The organism is Pseudomonas sp. lyk4-TYG-107 (genome assembly GCF_030209055.1).
GTDB classification, from domain to species: Bacteria; Pseudomonadota; Gammaproteobacteria; order Pseudomonadales; family Pseudomonadaceae; genus Aquipseudomonas; species Aquipseudomonas putida_A.
The window spans coordinates 221,244-240,677 of sequence record NZ_JARVST010000012.1; the positions used below are offsets into that span (position 1 = coordinate 221,244).

The 19,434-nt window shown below is 61.9% G+C and carries 8 protein-coding genes; 5 read left to right on the top strand and 3 right to left on the bottom strand.

The genetic code is table 11. The annotated features are described in order from the left end of the window. The first annotated feature begins 310 nt into the window (after window positions 1-310). Both QRN61_RS12175 and QRN61_RS12180 read left to right on the top strand, forming a co-directional pair. Window positions 311-1,420, top strand: coding sequence for a substrate-binding domain-containing protein (locus QRN61_RS12175; protein WP_285373870.1), 1,110 nt, complete (start codon window positions 311-313; stop codon window positions 1,418-1,420). 204 nt (window positions 1,421-1,624) lie between these two features. Further along, window positions 1,625-14,122: a filamentous hemagglutinin family protein gene (locus QRN61_RS12180; RefSeq protein WP_285373871.1), complete on the top strand. Its 12,498-nt coding sequence runs from the start codon at window positions 1,625-1,627 to the stop codon at window positions 14,120-14,122. Window positions 14,123-14,170: 48 nt separating this feature from the next. Here the strand turns inward: QRN61_RS12180 and QRN61_RS12185 are convergent, their stop codons facing one another. The 3 genes from QRN61_RS12185 to QRN61_RS12195 form a co-directional block, all read right to left on the bottom strand. Continuing rightward, complete coding sequence (locus tag QRN61_RS12185; protein ID WP_315975172.1) at window positions 14,171-14,539, bottom strand: type II toxin-antitoxin system RelE/ParE family toxin; 369 nt, start codon at window positions 14,537-14,539, stop codon at window positions 14,171-14,173. Then, window positions 14,445-14,639: a type II toxin-antitoxin system RelB family antitoxin gene (gene relB / locus QRN61_RS12190; protein WP_095136765.1), complete on the bottom strand. Its 195-nt coding sequence runs from the start codon at window positions 14,637-14,639 to the stop codon at window positions 14,445-14,447. Before relB ends, QRN61_RS12185 begins: the two co-directional genes overlap by 95 nt. A 253-nt stretch (window positions 14,640-14,892) precedes the next feature. Beyond that, window positions 14,893-15,840: a SphA family protein gene (locus QRN61_RS12195; protein WP_285373872.1), complete on the bottom strand. Its 948-nt coding sequence runs from the start codon at window positions 15,838-15,840 to the stop codon at window positions 14,893-14,895. Between the two features lie 210 nt (window positions 15,841-16,050). On the opposite strand from QRN61_RS12195, the gene QRN61_RS12200 reads away from it, so the two are divergent. The 3 genes from QRN61_RS12200 (at window position 16,051) to QRN61_RS12210 (ending at window position 19,199) form a co-directional block, all read left to right on the top strand. Further along, window positions 16,051-17,088 (top strand): AraC family transcriptional regulator, encoded by a 1,038-nt coding sequence (locus tag QRN61_RS12200; RefSeq protein WP_285373873.1) that lies wholly within the window; start codon window positions 16,051-16,053, stop codon window positions 17,086-17,088. A 229-nt stretch (window positions 17,089-17,317) separates the two neighbouring features. Next, window positions 17,318-18,205, top strand: coding sequence for a Dyp-type peroxidase (locus QRN61_RS12205; RefSeq protein ID WP_285373874.1), 888 nt, complete (start codon window positions 17,318-17,320; stop codon window positions 18,203-18,205). Between the two features lie 25 nt (window positions 18,206-18,230). Beyond that, window positions 18,231-19,199: a Gfo/Idh/MocA family protein gene (locus QRN61_RS12210; RefSeq protein ID WP_285373875.1), complete on the top strand. Its 969-nt coding sequence runs from the start codon at window positions 18,231-18,233 to the stop codon at window positions 19,197-19,199. Window positions 19,200-19,434 lie beyond the last annotated feature (235 nt).

Consider the following 19,434-nt stretch of genomic DNA (forward strand, 5'->3'; position numbering starts at 1 on the left):
ACCCTGATTCCCCCCATCCTCGGGTTCTCCTTTCTGTCATCTGCAACCACCCCGCAACGGCTGCAGCCAGTTTCAGCCAAACCCACGATCCAGACCCCTCGCAATCCCCCGCAAACACCCGAGAAAACCGTCGGAAAATCAGCGCGCAGCTCCCGAGGTTTTTTCCTTTATCTGTCACTGCAAGATGCGAATTTCTCAGTGCGACTTAACCACGGACCGCGCTTGCGAAGGTCAGCGGTGAGTCTTCCCAGTGTCATGCAAGACCCCTGAAAACCTGTGTTCACAACCATCGTTGAAAAGGAGATTCTTCATGTTCAAGCGCACTCTGATCGCCGCTTCCCTGACCGTCGCCGCTCTGGCTTCCGCTCAAGCCATGGCCGTTACCGGTGGTGGCGCCACTCTGCCAGCCGCTCTGTACAAAGGTTCGGCCGACAGCATCCTGCCTGCCAACTTCAGCTACGCGGCCATCGGCAGCGGCGGTGGCAAGACCGCTTTCCTGACCAACAACCCGGCCGGCTTCAGCACCACCGGCACCGTGCATTTCGCCGGTAGCGACTCGATCCTCAACGCTTCGGAACTCAGCACCTACAAGAACACTTACAACGCTTCGTACGGCCCGTTGATTCAACTGCCGTCGGTGGCCACTTCGGTTGCCATCCCATACAAAAAAGCCGGCCAGACCGCGCTGAACCTGACCAGCGCTCAGCTGTGCGAAGTGTTCTCGGGCCAGAAAACCACCTGGGGTGCTCTGCTGGGTACTTCCGACGCGACCACGATCCGCGTTGTTTATCGCAACGTTTCCAGCGGCACTTCGGAAATCCTGACTCGTCACCTGAGCTCGGTCTGCCCGACTCAGTTTGCGACCAACTCCACCTTCACCAGCGCTCGTATCGGCGGCATCGCTCTGCCTTCGAACTGGGTTGGCGTCGCCAACACTTCCGAAGTTGCCACTGCCGTGAACGCGGTTGACGGTTCCATCGGTTATGTAGGTCCGGACGGCGTCGATGCCACCAGCAACGCTGTTGTTGCTCGCATTAACGGTGTTCAGCCGACTGCGCTCAACGTGACGCTGGCGCTGTCGTCGGTCAATCCTCCGGCGAATGCTATCGATGCTGCCGATCCGTCCAAGTGGTCGCCAGTGGTTGCTAACCCGGCTTCGGGTTACAAACTGGCTGCCTACACCAACTTCATCTTCGGTCAGTGCTACAAGGATGCAGCCGTGGCCGCGGCCGTCAAAGCCTTCCTGACCCAGCACTACAGCAACCCGGGCAACAACGCTGCGACCCAGGCCCACAAGTTCGTCGCCGTGCCTAATGCCTGGAAAACCGCTGTGACCGCCAACTTCATCACCAACACTTCGGGCAACAACCTGGACATCAACAACGCCAGCGTCTGCAACGCTATCGGTCGTCCTTTGTAAGCTCGCGCGGTCGTAACACCGATGACGGCAACCTTCGGGTTGCCGTCATTTTTTTTGGCTCGGATACACGCCGAACATGAAGTTTGTGTGACATCCGTTCGGTCGCGCCCTCCGCCAACGGCCTATGTCGTAACAGCAGGTTTTTGCAGGCCTGCGGCTTCTTTGGCAACCAAAGTGTGGCAATCAAAAAAGGATCTCGTAGTGATGCTCGCTCGCCCCTCCCGTCGTCGTACCCACGTTCAGTCCTTCCAGCGTGATGCCGTGGAGCCGGCGCTGTGGCTGCTCAAGCCATTGGCGCACGCGGTGGCGTTATGTCTGGTGGCGGGTAGCGCGCAAGCGCAGACGGCGTTCAGTTCGAGCTGGTTTGCCGCCAAGGGTGCGGCGCAGCAGGCCGCGGCTGCGCGTCCGAGCGTGGGAGGCCTGCCGGGGATGACACCGCCATTGGCCCAGCAGCAAAAAGCCAACCAGCAATTGCAGCGCTCGATTCAGACCTTGAATAACACGGTCGCCGCGATTGCCGCGCAACAAGCGGCGCAGGCGGCCGGGCGCGCCGCCGCATTGGGCACGGTACAGTTCGTGCCGGACGGCCTGGGCGAGGGTGGCTTGAAAGTCGATAACAGCCTGACCCAGGGTTGGCAGAACGCGAAGGGCCCGCAGCAGACCCAGGTCGATGGCAAAACCACAGTGACAATCGAGCAGACCGCCGACAAGGCGATCCTCAACTGGGAAACCTTCAACGTCGGTCGCAATACCACGGTCGATTTCGCCCAGCAGTCGAACTGGGCGGTGCTCAACCGGGTCAACGATCCGAATGCCCGGGCCAGCCAGATTCAAGGCCAGATCAAGGGCAACGGCACGGTGATGCTGATCAACCGCAACGGCATCGTGTTCAGCGGCAGCAGTCAGGTCAACGTGCGCAACCTGGTGGCCGCTGCCGCCAACATCACCGATATCCAGTTCCGTGATCGGGGTCTGTATTTCGACAGCACCGGCACCCAGCCGACGTTCACCGATGCCGCCGGCAAGGTGTTGGTGGAACGCGGTGCCTCCATCGACACCCACAAGCCGGCATCGTCTACCGCTGCCGGTGGTTATGCCTTGCTGCTCGGCAATGAAGTGCAGAACGACGGCAGCATCAACTCCGCCAAGGGCCAGACCGTGCTGGCGGCCGGCGACCGTTTCTACATCCGCAAAGGCTCGGGCACCGAAGGCAATGCGCTGTCCACCACCTTCGGCAACGAAGTCATCCCCGGTTTCAAGGCCGGTGCCGTGGCGGGCAATGTCACCAACAACGGCTTGATCCAGTCCGCCACCGGCGACATCACCCTGACCGGTCATGAGGTGGTGCAGAACGGTGTATTGCTCGCCAGCACGTCGGTGGCGACGCGGGGCACGATTCACCTGACCAACCCGAGCACCGACAGCAACGGCAGCGTCACGCTGGGGCAGGGCAGTGCCACGGCAATCATGCTCGACAGCAGCGACCTGACCGCCCTCGACAGCCAGCATCAGGCCGCGCTGACGGGCGTCACGGCCAACAACCGGATCCGTGGCGATCAGTCACGCGTCGAGATTCAGAGCGGCGGCAGTGTCGAGTTCCAGAACGGCTCGATCACCCTGGCCACCGGCGGCCAGGTCGCGGTCAATGCACAACGCCGCAGCCTGGTGCGCGACGGCGCGATGATCGATGTATCCGGTGCCCTCGGCGTCAAAGTGACAATGGAAAACAACAGCATCAAGATCAACGTGCAAGGCAACGAGCAGCGCGATGCCTCGGTCAACCGCGAGAAAGGCGCGCTCAACAGCAATGACATCTGGGTCGATGTGCGCGATCTGGTGTATGTACCGGCCGGCACCAACGGCTACGCCACGGATCGCTGGTACACCGCCGGTGGCTTGCTGGAAGTCGGCGGTTACCTCGGCACGCAAGGGCACAGCGTCGGCGAGTGGATGGCCCAGGGCGGCACGGTGAGTTTTGCCGGCAACGACGTGGTGACTGAAAAGGGTTCGCTGATCAACCTGTCCGGCGGCACCCTGGATGTGCAGAGCGGCGAGATCCGCCAGAGCTGGCTGCGTGGCGCCGACGGCAAGTTGTATGAAGTGTCGCGTGCGCCGGGGGACCTGCTCTACACCGGCCTGTACAAAGGCTATGAAGACAGCAGCCAACGCTGGGGCCAGACCAGTTATTACTACAGCCCGCTGATTGCCCCGCGCTCGCGTTTCGAGTCGGGTTACACCGTGGGCCGCGATGCCGGGCAACTGGTGATTTCCACGGCCAACGCCGTACTCGACGGGCAAATGATCGGCGAGGTGTATCAGGGCGAGCGGCAGAATCAGGCGCCGAAACCGGTGCTCGATGGCTATGAGCAGAGCCAGACCGCACTGGCCCGGCGTGCGCAGTTGATCGTCGGCAGTTACGACCCGACCTTCGTCGCGGCGTCGAATGGCCTGCTCTACACCCTCAATCCATTGCTCGATCAGGTGCAGATCGGCGGCACGCGTCCGGTCGCTGGCAACGATCCGGACTTGACCGGCGTGGTGTCCGATGCCCGCAAGGGCAAGCTGTATCTCGATAACGATCAGCTCAACGGATTCCGCCTCGGTGCACTCAAGGTTTCGGCCAAGGATCAGATCGCCGTTGACGGTGCGCTGACGGTCGATAACGGTGGCGACATCACCCTGTATTCCCCGGATGTGCAGATCGGCGCCGACCTGACCGCTCGCGGTGGCAGTCTGCGCCTGGGCAACGTACTCAATCAGTTCAATGGTGGCGCAAACACCGACACGCGCCTGGCGGCCAAGCCCGAAAAAACCACGCAAACCCGCATCGCCGAGGGCGTGCATCTCGACACCCGAGGGCTGTGGAGCAACCTGCGCACCAACCCGGACGATAACGCCAGCCTCGCGTATCTGAACGGTGGCCTGATATCGATCCGCAGCAGCGGTGATATCGACGTCGCTGCCGGCAGCCTGCTCGACGTTTCTTCCGGTGGCGCTGTGCTCGCTAACGGTAAGACCCGGGGTGGCAAGGGCGGTGATCTGACGCTGGAGTCCAGTGCCATTTCCGCGCCGGGCACATCGCATCTGAACCTCAATGGCGAACTGCGCGGTTACGGCGTCACGGGCGGCGGCACCTTGACGGTGCAGGCCAACAGGATTCTCGTCGGCCAGACGGATAAAGCCCTGGCAGACAATACCCTGCAACTGTCCACTGACCTGTTCGGCAAGGGGTTCTCCGCCTACAACCTGATCGGTCTCAGCGGGCTCGACGTTGCCGAAGGCGCCGCGATTGATGTGACCCTGCCGGTGTACCGTTTCGGTGATGCGGCACCCAACCAGGTCAGTGGCGCCGATCCGCGAACGGCGCTGGAACTGTGGTCACCGACGCTGTTCCAGGAAAACCCGACCAAGGGCGTGCTGACCCAACGTGCCGGTGCCAGCCTGACCCTGCAAGGTGGCGCGACGCTGGTCGGGCTGATCGACGCGGCCGACAGCCCGCTGACCCTGGGCCGTGGCTCGCGCATCAGTGTCGACCCGGGGCAAAGCATCAAGCTGCGTGGTGCCGGGCAGATCACCGTCGATGGTGAACTGAATGCGTGGGGCGGCACGATCGATATTCGTCAGCAACAATTCGGCTCGATCCAGCCGGCCACTTCGATTCAAACGGCTGATCCGAGCGCACATGACCGCTCGATCTGGATCGGCGAGCAGGCCGTGCTGGATGTCGCCGGGCGTGCGAATACGGCGACCGACACCCTGGGCCGCACTTACGGGCAGGTCGGCAAGGGCGGCAGCCTCATCATCGGCGGCGAGATCGATGCGAAGCTGGCAACCGCCACGGCTGCCGATGCCTACGTGATTGTACGTCCGGGCGCGCGGCTGGATGCCTCGGGCACCGAGGCCGTTCTGGATATCGCCGGTCAAGGCCCGACGCGTATCGCAACGGACGGCGGGCGCATCAGTTTGAGTTCCTATAACGGTCTTTTCGTTGAAGGCAACTTGCGTGCGGCGGCGGGTGGCGTCGGGGCGGCCGGTGGTCGTCTGGAACTGGCGCTGGAGACGCCGTTGTATTCCGATTCGGCGAGCAACGCGGTGCGCTCGCCGAGGGAAATGATCATTGGTCAAGCGGCAGGGAACGGGCTGCTGCCCGCGAACCTGCAACCCGGCGAAGGCGCCGATGGCTTGCGTTACGGTCAAGCCCGTCTGAGTGCCGATGGCTTGATGACGGGCGGTTTCGACAATCTCAGCCTGCTGAGCAACGGTCTGTTGTCGTTTGACGGTGACGTCAATCTGCGCATGAATCAGAGCCTCAGTCTGTTCGCCGCAGCGCTGTCTCTCGCCGAGAATTCCAAAGGCACGGCACGGATCGACTTGAGTGCTCCGTACCTGCGCCTGTCGGGTGTGGGCACCTACTTTGCCGGCTTCAGCATGATGCGCCCACGACTGCTTCCTGGCCCGACGGCCCGGTTGTCCGACGCGACGTTCAATGCCTCCGCGAACCTGTTGGACGTGGGCAATGGCCTGTCCTTCGGGACTCAGGGTTCGATCCTGCAACGGCAGGCGCCGGCCGTTGAATACAGCCGTCGGGCTTTCGGTCTGGTGAGCCTCGACAGCAGCGGCGACCTGCGCTTCCTCGCGCCGAATGATGGTGCGGAGAAAACCAGGCTGTGGACGCCGGGCGACTTGAACCTCGGTGCGGCGCAGATCTATCCCGCCACCGGCATTCAGGCTGAGGTGCGTGCCGGTTATCAGGGCGCCGTCCCGGTTTCCGAACACACCTTGCGGATCAGCGGCCACGGCGCGGCACCGGCTGCAGTGCCGTACTCGGCATTCGGAAAGCTGATTTTTTCCGCCGCGTACATCGAACAGGGCGGTGTCTTGCGTGCACCGCTGGGCAAGATCGTATTGGGTGACGATTTGCTCGGCACCACTCACGAGGTTCGTCTTCTGCCGGGCAGTCTGACTTCGGTCAGCGGTGCCGGTCTGGTCATGCCGTACGGTGGCACCACGGACGGTATCGACTATCGCTATAACGGCAAATCCGTGGTGCTCAACGGCATCTCCGGCGAAACATCAGACGTGTCGATCGGCACGCAGTTCGCCGATGTGCAAAGCGGTGCGGTCATCGACCTGTCCGGCGGTGGCGATCTGCGTGGCGCCGGTTTCGTGTCCGGTCGCGGGGGTTCTACCGATGCACGTTTCAACCCGCTGGTGCGCAATGCGACTGACGGCACCTTCAGCCTGCCGGGGCTGGCGACCAATCCGGTCTACGCCATCGTGCCCGGCAACCAGAGCAGCTATGCGCCGATGCTGGCCGAGGCCGGTGCAGTCGATCCGCGCATCGGCCAGCAGGTCACTATTGGCGCCGGTGTGCCGGGGTTGGCGGCGGGTACTTACACACTGTTGCCGTCAACGTTTGCCCTGATGCCTGGTGCGTTCCGGGTTGAGGTAAACGGTCAGGCAGCACCCGGCGTGACAACGGGGGCGTTGCCACTGCGCAATGGTTCATGGACCAGCAGCGGGCAGATGTCGATTGCCAATACCGGCCTGCGTGACAGCCTGGCCAGTCAGTTGATTCTCACGTCAGCCGATGTGTTGCGTCGTTACTCGCAGTACAACGAAACCGGTTTCTCTCAATTCATCCAGAGCGACGCCGCCCGGCGCGGTGTGCCGCGTGCGCTGGCACCCATGGACGGCAAGACACTGGATCTGCGCCTGGCCTCCGGCGGCAAGCAAGACATCGCTTTGCAGTTCAACGGGCGCACGCTGTTCGAGGCTGCCGAGGGCGGCATGGCCGGCACAGCGGTGGTACGTGGCGGCAACGCCGGGAGCAGCTTCGAGATACTGGGTGCGGGCCGTGCATCGACACCGGGTTTCAACGGTGTGTCGCTGTACGCCGACACGCTCAACAGCCTCAACGCGGGGCGGCTGACCATCGGTGCGATGCCGAATGTCTTGTACAACACGACCGCTAACATCATCGGCTTCCTGGGCGCGAGTGAAAGTATTGTCTTGCGTGAAGGGGCGATTCTGTCTGCGCCGCAGGTTTTGCTGCGTACCACGTCAACGCTTGGCGGCATCACGGTCGAGGCGGGAGGCGGGATCAATACGCTGGGGCGTGGCAACGTGGCATACGACTCGACGGCCGGTTACGTTTATGAGCCGAAAGGTTCCAGCCTGTTGGTCGTTTCCAACGGCTGGACCAATGTGCTGGCGCCGGAAGCGGCCAGCGGCATCAGCGGCGCGGGCAGCATCCGGATCGGCACTTGCGCAGCGAGTGCGTGCAACAATCCGGCCCTGCTGTATTCGAACGGCAGTATCACGGCCGCTACGGATAACCAGTTCGAACTCGGTGAAGCGGTGCGTTTCGGCACCCGTCATCTCGCACTGTCGGTCGGCTCGGTCAATACCGGCAGCGCCGAAGCACTTGCAGCGGTGGGCAGCCGCGTGCCCGCCGGCCTCACGCTCAATCAGAACGTACTCGACCGCTTGCTGCGCGGTGATACGCAGTTTGCCGCGCCGGCCCTGGAAACCCTGAGCCTGACCACTCGCGACGCCTTCAATTTCTACGGCAGCGTGAGCCTCGACACGATCGATCCACAGACCGGTCAGAGCAAACTGCAGAACCTGGTGCTGGTCACCCCGGCGATCTACGGTCTGGGCGATGCCAACGATGTGGCGAGCATCCGCACGGCCAACCTGATCTGGAACGGCGCGACCCAGAGCCCTGGCGCTGTCATCACGGGTGGTGCGGGCACCGGCAGCGGCACGCTGGACATTCAGGCTCAGCGGATCGAGCTGGGTTACGGACCGATGCCCCAGGCCAGCGGCCTGGATCAGAACAATCGTCTGGCGCTGGGTTTTGCCAACGTCAACCTCAGCGCCAGCGAGCGCATCACCGCCAATCACAAGGGCAGCCTGGCGGTGTATCAGGAGCAGGGCGCCTACGATCCGCTCACGGGTTACCGCTACAGCGGCGGCAATCTGAATCTGCGTACGCCGTTGCTCACTGGCGAGGCGGCATCGGTCAGTCTGCTGAAGGCCGGCAACAGCCTGACGCTCAGCGGCGCCAGGACTGTCGGGTTGGCGAATGCCTTGGGTGCAGAGTTGAATCTTGAAGCCCGCGATATCGTGCTGGACAGCCGAATCGCCTTGGCCAGCGGCAAGCTGACGGTGAAATCCGAAGGCGATTTGACCCTCGGTGGCAATTCCGTGCTGGACTTGGCCGGACGTACCTTGCCGTTCAACGATGTCAGCAAATACAGCTGGGGCGGCGACGTATCGCTGTACAGCGCCAACGGCAATATCCGTCAGGCTGCGGGCTCGCGGATCGACCTGTCGGCGAAGAACAATCAGGCCGGTAACCTCAGCGTCGTCGCTCTGGCCGATGCGGCCGGGATGGTCGATCTGCAAGGCGAGATTGTCGGCGGCAGCAGCGGTTACTACGACGCCGGGGGCACGTTGGTGCCGTACAAGGCCGGTGGCGTGGACATTCGCGCGCAACGCCTGGGCGGTGACGCCACTGAGCAGTTTGCCGCGCTCAACCAGCGCTTGAATGCCGGGCAGGTTTACGGCAGCCGCAGCCTGCAACTCAAACAAGGCAATCTGGTGATCGGCGACGGTCTCAAGGCCGGCGAAATCAATGTCTCGGTGGACAATGGCAGCCTGACGGTGGCTGGTCTGATCGATGCCAGCGGCGAGCGTGTCGGCAGCATTCGTCTGTCGGCGAAAAATGGCCTGACGCTGGCTGGCAATAGCGTGCTTGATGCCCATGGTCGCGTGCTGCGGGTCGACAGCTACGGCGAGATCATCGATGCGCCGAACCGTGCCACGGTTGAACTGAGTTCCGGCGATGGTTTGCTCACGCTGGGCAACGGCGCGCGGATCGACCTGCGCCACGGCACTGATGCCGTGCCCGGTTTCCTCGCCGGGCAACACGATGGAATGCTGCGCGGCACGCTGGAGCTGAACGCGCCACGCCTGGGCAGCAATGACATCGCCATCGACGCCAGCGGTGCGTTGACTATTCAGGGCGCACGATCCATCGGTCTCAACGGTTTGTGCCGCTATACCGATGCCCGCGATGGCGTCGATCCGGCGGTCAGTGGCCGAGCGTATCAAGTCATCGATCAAGCCATGCTCGAACGCATTCACGGCGACAGCAGCAACTTTATCAACGCTGCACTGGGCAACAACGATCTGCTGCAACGCAAGCTCGCCGGGTTGAACAACGCCACGTATGCCGATGCGTTCCATTTGCGGCCCGGTGTGGAGATCGCCAGCAAGACTGCCGACGGTGATCTGGTGGTGGAGGGCGATCTGGATTTGTCCGGTTATCGCTACGCCAGTCTCAATCCGCACACGCAGTTGAACCCCTCCGTATATGGTTCCGGGGAAGCGGGCAGCCTGGTGATTCGTGCCGGTGGCAACCTCGATATTTACGGCAGCATCAACGACGGGTTCGCGCCGCCACCGGAAACCCAGGATGACGCCGGGTGGAAACTGATTGCCGGTGTGCAGCCGTTCGGCGGCGATCTGATCGTGCCGGGCAGTGGAGTGACGCTGGCCGAGGGCACGCAGTTTTCGCTGGGGGCGACACTCAATTACGACGTGATGATTCAACCAGCGGTTCTGGCCAGTGGCACGTTGCTGCCGACTCAAGCTGTGCTGAACGAGGCGTATACCTTCAGCGCCGGCACCGTGCTGGCGGGGGCGATCCACGACAGCAACGGTCATCTGCTGTACGCCGCCGGTACGCTGCTCAGCGACAGCGTGACGTTGCCTGCCGACACACGCCTGGGGGCCGGCATTCGCTTGAACAAGGCCACCGCCCTGCACGCGATGAACTGGCCCAAGGGGGTGCCGTTGCCCGGCGTTTACGATGCAGACCTGACTACGTTCTCCGGAGTGAAGTTAAAGGGCGAACTGGCCTTGCTGCGCGGTTCGCTGATTCCGTCGATGACCGATGTGAAGCTCGCCGAAGGCACTTCGCTGATCGAGTTGCGCCCGTTCACCGGCACACAACAGGGCAAGAACTGGGCGCTGGCCAGCATGCTGCCATCGGGCAGTGCGTCGTGGTCGATGCGCGTGGTCGCCGGTGCAGATCTGGCTGCGGCCGATAGTCGTGCGGTCAAACCGCTGACCCCGGAAGGCAATCTGCGGCTGGCGGACAGTCATTACGGCGTCAACATCACCACGGCGGCGGGCAAGCTGGTCTGGGCTCCGGATAATCCCTTCTTTACGCCCTACGAGCCGGTCCCTGATGACATGCTCGAGTACTGCCAGCAGATTGCCGACTTGTGCGTACCCATGGCCCGTTGGGTCTGGGCGCCAGGCAGTGGAATGGGGCCGGACTACGAACCGGTTCCCGAGGAGGCCCAATTCATTTGTGATCTGCAGCCGGAACTGTGCATCGGCAACAATCCCGGGAAAACGGCCAAGGCCCATATGCAGATGTTCAGTGTTCTGCGCACCGGCACGGGTGATCTCGATCTGATCGCCGCCGGCAATCTGAGCATGGATTCACCGTTCGGCGTATACACCGCCGGCACCCAATCAGCGAATATCGACCCGCTCTATAACCAGCCGCGCGGGCATCTTTCGGATAACGATTCGGTGTTGGGTACGGCCGGTGCCGCTTATGAAAAATGGGTCGACGGCGGCAGCGACAGCCTCTATCAGGCCTGGTATCCGCAGATGGGGGGCAACCTGACAATCAATGCCGGTCGCTCGGTTTCCGGTGATTCGGTCGGGACGAAAGCCCAATCGACAGCGAGCGGGTTCCGCGAGCAGATGGCCAGTGTGGCAGTGGGCAACTGGCTGTGGCGTCAAGGCACGGGAAACCCGGATGTGCCCACAGCCTGGTGGATCAACTTCGGCAGTTATTCCACCCAAATGAACTCAGATCGGGTGATCAACACTGAACCCTACCTGGTGGGTTTCACCGGTTTCGGTACCTTGGGCGGTGGCAATATCAGCCTGCGGGCTGGTGGTGATGCCGGCATGCTCAAACCGGTAGGCGATGCCGTTAACTACCCGCGAGGTCAGGGGCTGATCGTCGCGGTAGGCAGCACCGGTCGAGTCGCCAGCGATGGCAGTGTGCAGATGACCGGTGGTGGTGACATGGACATTCGTATCGGCGGCACGCTCAACCCTTCGCTGCAAGCGCGGGCCGGAGAAACCGGCTTCGGCCAACCGAATCATGATCTGCAGGGCGCGCTGATCAACCTGCGCGGCGCGGCACACATGACGGGTGGAGCACTCGGCGGCATCAACCTGCAGTACGGCGCCGGCGCCGTGTTCAATGATCTTCGGGAAACCCGCGCACTTGATCCGTTTACCTCGACCACCGGTAGTGCTTCCGGAGGCGTGGTGCTGATTCCGGGTGACTCGGGCATGAGCCTGAGCAGCCGCGGTGATCTGGTGTTGGGCGGTGCCGCGGATCCTGGGCGAGTGAGTCTGATGAACGCCAGCCCGATCATGGCGGCCGACGCAAGCGTTGAGCAGGGCGGTATCCTCAGTGGCTTTTCATTGTGGACTGACCACACGGCAATCGATCTGTTCTCGGCTGGCGGGAACCTGACGCCGGGCACACAGATAGCAGAATTCAGTACATCCAACGGCCTGATCACGGGCCGCAATACCTCGCCTACCGACGGCCGATTTGTCTACCCATCGATTCTGCGCGCGGTGGCGGGCCAAGGGTCCGTTTATGCAGGGCCATCCGCGACATTCATTGGCGTAAACAACTACCCGCTGCAAGGTTACTCACTGCTTCTGGCGCCGTCGAAGTCGGGGCAGCTTGAACTGCTGGCAGGTGACTCTATCTACGCCGGTGGCTATGCGATCAACCAGTCGGGGGCCAGCCCGATGGCCGTGGCTACCCCGTTCAACCCGGCATTCAATGCTTACACCAACAGCAACGCCGGAAAACCGCTGCGCACCAACTACAGCGACGATGGCGTGGCGGCAGATGGCAACGTGCGATATCCGCTGTTTGCCTATGGTCCCAACAGCTACTCGGGATCGAACGACGTACAGGGGCCGGCGCGATTCTATGCGCTGACGGGGGACCTGGTGGGCATTCGCAGTGGCGAAACGTTGAGCTTTTCCACTTCCAGACGCACCTGGTACGAAGCGGCGGGGCCTGTGTGGATGATCGCCGGACGCGACATCGTTGCCTCTGGCACTGCCCTGGGGCAGCCTGCGGCCGTGCCGACAGTGGAAATGAGTAGCGGCAAGGAGGACATTTTTTCCACCGGCAACCTGTTCGTCCACAATGACCTGCGAGATGTATCGCGCGTCTCGGCGGGCCGCGACATTCTCTACAGCAGCTTCGATATCGCCGGACCTGGAACGCTGGATATCAATGCCGGGCGCAACATCCTGATGGAAAACCGCGCCAGCATCACCAGTCTCGGCTCGATAGTGGCCGGGGATCTGCGGCCTGGTGCCAGCGTGGTATTGCAGGCGGGCGCAGGCGCGCAGGGGCCGGATTACACAAAGTTCATCGCCCGTTACCTGAATCCGCAGAACCTTGCTGACCCGAATGCCTCTCTCAACGGCCAGCCGGGCAAAGTGGTCAAGACCTACCTCGACGAGTTGCAGAGCTGGCTGACCCTCGGTTACGGCTTCAGCGGCAACGCAGAGCAGGCACAGGCGTTCTATGCCGCGCTGCCAAGTGCCGAGCAGGCGATCTTTGCGCGGCAGGTGTACTTCGCCGAACTGCGCGCCGGCGGGCTGGAGTACAACGACGCCGACGGCCCGCGCAAGGGCAGTTATCTGCGCGGTCGCAACGCCATCGCCGCACTGTTCCCGAGCACCGATGTGGCGGGCAATCCACTCCGTTACGACGGCGACATCACGCTCTACGGTGGTGCCGGGGTCAAGACGCTGTTCGGCGGCGATATCCAGATGCTCACGCCCGGTGGTGGTCAGGTGTTCGGCATAGAAGGCGCAGCACCACCTTCCACCGCCGGGATCATCACTCAGGGTTCGGGCAACATTCACCTCTACTCGCAGGGCAGCATTCTGCTGGGGCAGAGCCGGATAATGACCACCTTCGGCGGCTCGATCCTCGGCTGGTCGGCCGAGGGCGACATCAACGCCGGTCGCGGCTCGAAAACCACTGTGGTCTACACCCCGCCGAAACGGGTTTACGACACTTGGGGCAATGTAACCCTGTCGCCTTCGGTGCCGAGCACCGGTGCGGGTATCGCCACACTCAACCCGATTGCCGAAGTCGCACCCGGCGACATCGACCTGATCGCGCCGCTGGGCACCATCGATGCGGGCGAGGCGGGCATTCGCGTCTCGGGCAACGTCAACATCGCCGCGCTGACCGTGGTCAACGCGGCCAACATCGCCGTGCAAGGCAAAACCAGTGGCGTACCGGTAGTGGCGGCGGTGAACACCGGGGCGATCACCTCGGCCAGTTCGGCGGCGTCTTCGGCAACCCAGGCCGCTGAGGACGTGGCCCGTCAGCAGCAGGCAGCGGCGCGGCAGAACCAGGCGTCGGTGTTCACCGTGCAGGTGCTGAGTTTCGGCAACGAACAACTGGCGCCGAGCCGTGATGGTGCCAGTCGTGCGCCTACGCCGGGGTATAACCCGAACAGCCCGGTGCAGGTGCTGGGTGCGGGGGCGCTGGATGAACAGGCCAAGCAGCAGTTGACCGAGGAGGAGCGCGGGCAGCTGACGTTGTAAAAGACTCTCGTGTAGTACGCTTCGGGCGGCCTTTTGGCCGCCCTTTTTTTATGTTGATGAGGTTCGTGGGTATTGTCGTCGGGTGTGGACTAACGTCAGTATTTTGATGCGCCCGTTCACTCGATAGACCAGCAGATAGTTCGGATTGACCACCATTTCCCGAGTGCCTGGCACTCGACCGGCCCGGTAACCATAGGGGATTGATGAAAGCCTTTGCGTTGCTGCACCAACCTTGTGCTGTAGAGCCACGGAAGCGTTGGAGTTGTATTGTTCAACGTAATCGATAATGTCAGCCAGATCGTTCAGAGCTTGATCGCTCCATTCAAGCAGCAGCGCGGCGCTTCCTGCGCATCTCTTCCAGCATCTGGTCAAGCATTGCCATAGCTTCATCATGGGGAATGCCAGGGCTGGGGTCATCGAGTGCCTCCTGCACCTTGGCACGAAACCAGCGATCGTAGCTCTCTGCCTCTTCTTCGGATTCGAAGTCAGAGTAAAACGGGGAAAGTAATAAGCTCATAGTGATCTCCGTGATCAATCTCAGCAGTTTAAGGGGGAATGGCCCATTGTCGTCACTGGCAGACGATGTACCCCAAGAGCTCTCGAAGAACCATGGGATAACGAAGCCCAGTATCTGCAAGCGCCCCTTTGCAATCTGCCGGACGTTTCCGTCCGTTGTCCGGCAATCTCGACCGCCGTTGTAGGCCTATTCCTCCACTCTGTTTTTCAGGTTTCCAGCCTACAAATCCGCGCGCACCTTCCTACAAATGCACTCAGAACGCATACGGAATACTCACCTTCGCCCACAACATTTCCCCCTCTGGCCGGTTCTCCACATCAAACTCCTTGGCCCAGCGAATCTCCGCACTGGCGTATTTGAGGAAGGTCAGGTGCAGCGCTGGGCCAATCGCGAAGACTTTGCCGCGCACGCCGTCGTTCACGTCTTCGCCGGCGAATTGCACGGTGTGGCCGTACTGTTTGTCGTCGGTGGTCTGCTTGAGGTAATAGCCGTTAAGGCCGAGCATCACATCGTCGGTGATCTTGTAGCTGGCCGAGTAATCGAAGTGGAAGATCTGCCCGGACTTGTAGTCGGTGTCCTTGTTCTTCTCGTTGAAGCTGTAAGTGGTCTTCATCGACACTTCGGTCTTGTCGGTCGGCAGCCAGGTGAAGGAGAACAGCGGCTTGTAGGTGTAGAAATTGTTGCTGGTGTTGGCCAGCCGATCGACGCTGTATTCACCGGTGGGCACGGTGATTTCCACGGCGGCGCCGAGGGTCAGGTTCTTGCCCATGTCCCACAGGATGATCGGCGCGATGGTGGTGTCGCCCATGCCTTCGCGGGTATCGCTGAGGCCGAATACCGAGACTTCCTGCTTGAGCCAGGGCTGGGCGATGTAGCCGGCCAGACGTCCGCCGAACACGCGCACCGGGCTCAGGTAATCAATACGCGGGATCACCGCCGTGGATTCGATTTCGACATTCGGCACCTTGCCGCCCAACGAACTGATGTTGAGCTTGGTCGACTTGTAATGGTTGTAGTAGAGGTTGAACGCGACCATGTTCTGCGGAAGGCTGTCGACTTCCAGCGGCAGCATGAAAAATCCGTCGGTGCCGGGGCCGATGTTGTCGACGCCGGCTTCGGTGGCCAGGGCCGGCAGGCACGCGGTGCATCCGAACAAAGTCAGTGCCAGACGCAAGGGGAAAGTGGCGCGGTTCGGGCTCATGGCTGTCCTCATTATTATTGTGGTGGGACGTGGCGCCGGTACGCAGAACGTCCGGCACCATAGAAATAAGCGCTTGGCGCCCGCTGGGGCAGGGTATTGGCGGACAGTTAGGGGGACTTCTGCGGACAGTCGGCCAACCCTGTGCTAACTTCCTTCGACATAACCGGTTACAAAAATAACAATCAAGCGTGATCCGGAATGTCAGCCCCCATGAACGTAAAAGTCCAAGACCCCACTTTTGAATTGGCGCTGGTTTCGCCGTTCCTCCTGCAAACCCTCGCCGAAGTCGTACACAACAAAGGCATCGACCCTGAAAGCCTGTGTCGTGGCCTGGGCTTCAGCCTCGAAGATCTGCAGGATCCGGCGCAGCGGATTTCCTACCGCCAGGCCGTGGCGATGATTCAACGGGCGCTCAAAGTGTTGCCCAATCAGGGCCTGGGGTTGTGGGTCGGCGCGCAGAATGTGTTGGGTACGCTGGGGCTGCTCGGGCATGTGCTGTCGCTGTGCAAGACCTTGCGCGATGCCTTTGCCCTCGGCATTCGCCATCAGCACACCTCCGGCGGAATCGTGGTGTCCAGCGTCGACATGGTCGGTGATCAGGTGCACCTCGATGCCGAATGTCGCTTGCCGTTTGCCGATGTGCAGGTGTTCGCGGTCGAAGAGTTTTTCGCCAGCCTGCTGGTGTATGGCCGGGCCTTGGCCGGAGTTGATTTCAAGCCGATCGCCGTGGAGTTCGTGCATGCCGCGCCGGATTACCTGAGCGAATATCACCGCCTGCTCGGGCCGGACGTGCGCTTCGGCTGTCTGCACAATCGCATGCTGATCGATGCCCGGTGGCTGGACGTCAACCTGCCCAATCACCATTCGCTGGCGCTGCGTCAGGCGGTTGCGTTGCTGGAGCTGGAAGCGGCGCAGGTGCATCAGAAACTCGATCTGATTCAAGCAGTGGAGCGGGCGATTGCCCGGGACTTGAGCAGAGGCAGCCATATCGAAAAAATCGCCGGCGACCTGAACATGAGCAGCCGCACCCTGCGCCGCCGTTTGACCGAGCACGCGCTGACCTTCGAAGCGCTGCTGGAACAGGTGCGTCAGGCGCGCACGATGAGTCTGCTGGCCAATCCGGACATGCCGATCGAGCGGATTACCGAAGAAGTCGGCTACAGCGATGTGCGCAGCTTTCGCCGGGCGTTCAAGCGCTGGACCGGGATGAGCCCGAGTGCGTGGCGGCATGACACATCTCCTGCGTGAACACGAACACTGTGGCGAGGGGATTTATCCCCGATCGGCGGCGCAGCCGTCGCGAATTCTGAAAGCTCGGTATTTCATTAGTCCGATATTGCAGGGTTGGGGCCGCTTCGCTGCCCATCGGGGATGAATCCCCTCACCACAGGACTCTGTGAACTCCGATATTGGCGTCTCAACCCCACAAACCCTCCGGCCACAGGTAAACTCCCGCGCACTTTCCCAAGGAGTTCACATGAGTTACTACCAGCCGGGCATTCTCGCCACCCCTGTTCCTGCGCAAGCACGTCATCTGTTCTTCGCTCTCAAGTCGGTTGAAGCACTGCCGCAGGCGATCGACAACCTGATGAATCTGGTGGACGGCAAGTCGGCGGTGATCGGTTTCGGTGAATCCCTGACCAAAGCCCTGAACGTGCAAATCGACGGTCTGCGCAGCTTTCCGGCCATGAGCGGCGTCGGCGTGGAAAACCCGTCGACCCAGCACGCGCTGTGGGTCTGGCTGCACGGTGTCGATCGTGGCGAATTGCTCAATCGCTGCCACGCCTTCGAAGCCGCGCTGGCCCCGGCGCTGCGCCTGGTAGACATGCAGGAAGCCTTCCGCCACAAGGACGGCCATGATCTGACCGGCTACGAAGACGGCACCGAGAATCCGCACGATGACGCCGCGATTGCCGCCGCGTTGCTGGGCGAGGGCGCTGATGGTCTGGTCGGTGGCAGCTTCGCCGCGATCCAGCAGTGGCAGCACGACCTCAAGGGTTTCCATAAATTGTCTGCCGAAGACAAGGACAACATCATGGGCCGTCGCTTGAGCGACAACGAAGAGATCGACGACGCGCCAGTCTCCGCCCACGTCAAACGTACCGCCCAGGAAAGCTTCGCCCCCGAAGCCTTCGTCGTGCGCCGTTCGATGCCGTGGATCGACGGTGATCGCGCCGGCCTGATGTTCCTCGCCTTCGGTTTTTCGCTGGACGCCTTCGAGGCCCAACTGCGGCGCATGAGCGGTCTGGAAGACGGCATCACCGACGGTCTGTACCGCATCAGCCGACCGATCACCGGCGGCTACTACTGGTGCCCGCCGCTGAAGGACGGCCACCTCGATCTGCGCGCGTTGCGCATCGGCTGAGTGTTTCAAACACAGGGAGTTGAGCATGGATGTGGTGCGTTGGGGCATGATCGGTTGCGGCAGCGTCACTGAACGCAAGAGCGGGCCGGCCTTTTACAAGGCCCCCGGCTCGGCGTTGGTGGCGGTGATGGGCCGGCGCCTTGAAGCGGTGACCGATTACGCCGCGCGCCATGGCATCGCCCGAGTCTACACCGATGTCGATGCGCTGATCAACGACCCCGAGGTGGACGCGGTGTACATCGCCACGCCCCCCGACAGCCACCACGCTTACAGCCTGAAAGTTGCTGCCTCCGGCAAGCATTGCTGCGTCGAGAAACCGATGGCGCTCAATGCCGGGCAAAGCCGCGAGATGCAGCAGGCGTTTGCTGATGCTGGTCTGCACCTGTTCGTTTCCTACTACCGCCGTTCGTTGCCGCGCTTTGCCCAGGTGCGGCAATGGCTGGCGCAGGGCCGCATCGGTGAGGTGCGGCACCTGAGCTGGACGCTGACCAAGGCCCCGTCGGCGGCGGATCTGCACGGCAGCGCCAACTGGCGCACCGACCCGAGCGTGGCCGGCGGCGGCTACTTTGCCGATCTGGCCAGCCATGGTTTCGACCTGTTCCAGTACCTGCTCGGCGACATCGTCGAAGTCGCCGGTTTTACTGCGCGCCAGGCCGGGTTGTATGCGGCGGAAGATGCGGTCAGCGCCAGTTGGCGCTTCGCCTCCGGGGCACTGGGCATGGGTTGCTGGAGCTTTGTCGCGGATCGGCGCGAGGACCGGGTGGAGATCATCGGCAGTCAGGGTCGGATCGCGTTCTCCGTGTTTGACGAGCATCCGGTGCAGCTGTTCGCCGATGAGCAGATCAGCCTGGAGATCCCCCATCACGAGCACATTCAGTGGCATCACGTGCTGGGCATGAATGCGCATATTCGTGGCGATTCGCAGCATCCGGCCGTCGCCGAACATGCCCTCAAAACCGATTGGGTGATGGACCAGATCCTCAAACGTCCCTGAATTTTCCTCTGTAAACAAACCCTTGTGGTGAGGGGATTTATCCCCGATCGGCTGCGCAGCAGTCGTAAAACCATGCGCCTCGATCCGTCAGGTAGATTGCATAAGCCGGGTTCAGGGTTGCTTCGCAACCCATCGGGGATAAATCCCCTCGCCACAAAAGTCCCGGTCAACCTGTGTCTAAGGTTATGCCCAAACAATATTTCTCAAGCTTGTCATAACGTCTCTAAGATCACGT

Excerpts from the sequence above, each read along its gene's own strand:
- QRN61_RS12175 (WP_285373870.1), top strand. The coding sequence starts at position 311 with ATGTTCAAGCGCACTCTGATCGCCGCTTCCCTGACCGTCGCCGCTCTG.
- QRN61_RS12180 (WP_285373871.1), top strand. The coding sequence starts at position 1,625 with ATGCTCGCTCGCCCCTCCCGTCGTCGTACCCACGTTCAGTCCTTCCAG.
- QRN61_RS12185 (WP_315975172.1), bottom strand. The coding sequence starts at position 14,539 with ATGACCCCAGCCCTGGCATTCCCCATGATGAAGCTATGGCAATGCTTG.
- relB (WP_095136765.1), bottom strand. The coding sequence starts at position 14,639 with ATGAGCTTATTACTTTCCCCGTTTTACTCTGACTTCGAATCCGAAGAA.
- QRN61_RS12195 (WP_285373872.1), bottom strand. The coding sequence starts at position 15,840 with ATGAGCCCGAACCGCGCCACTTTCCCCTTGCGTCTGGCACTGACTTTG.
- QRN61_RS12200 (WP_285373873.1), top strand. The coding sequence starts at position 16,051 with ATGAACGTAAAAGTCCAAGACCCCACTTTTGAATTGGCGCTGGTTTCG.
- QRN61_RS12205 (WP_285373874.1), top strand. The coding sequence starts at position 17,318 with ATGAGTTACTACCAGCCGGGCATTCTCGCCACCCCTGTTCCTGCGCAA.
- QRN61_RS12210 (WP_285373875.1), top strand. The coding sequence starts at position 18,231 with ATGGATGTGGTGCGTTGGGGCATGATCGGTTGCGGCAGCGTCACTGAA.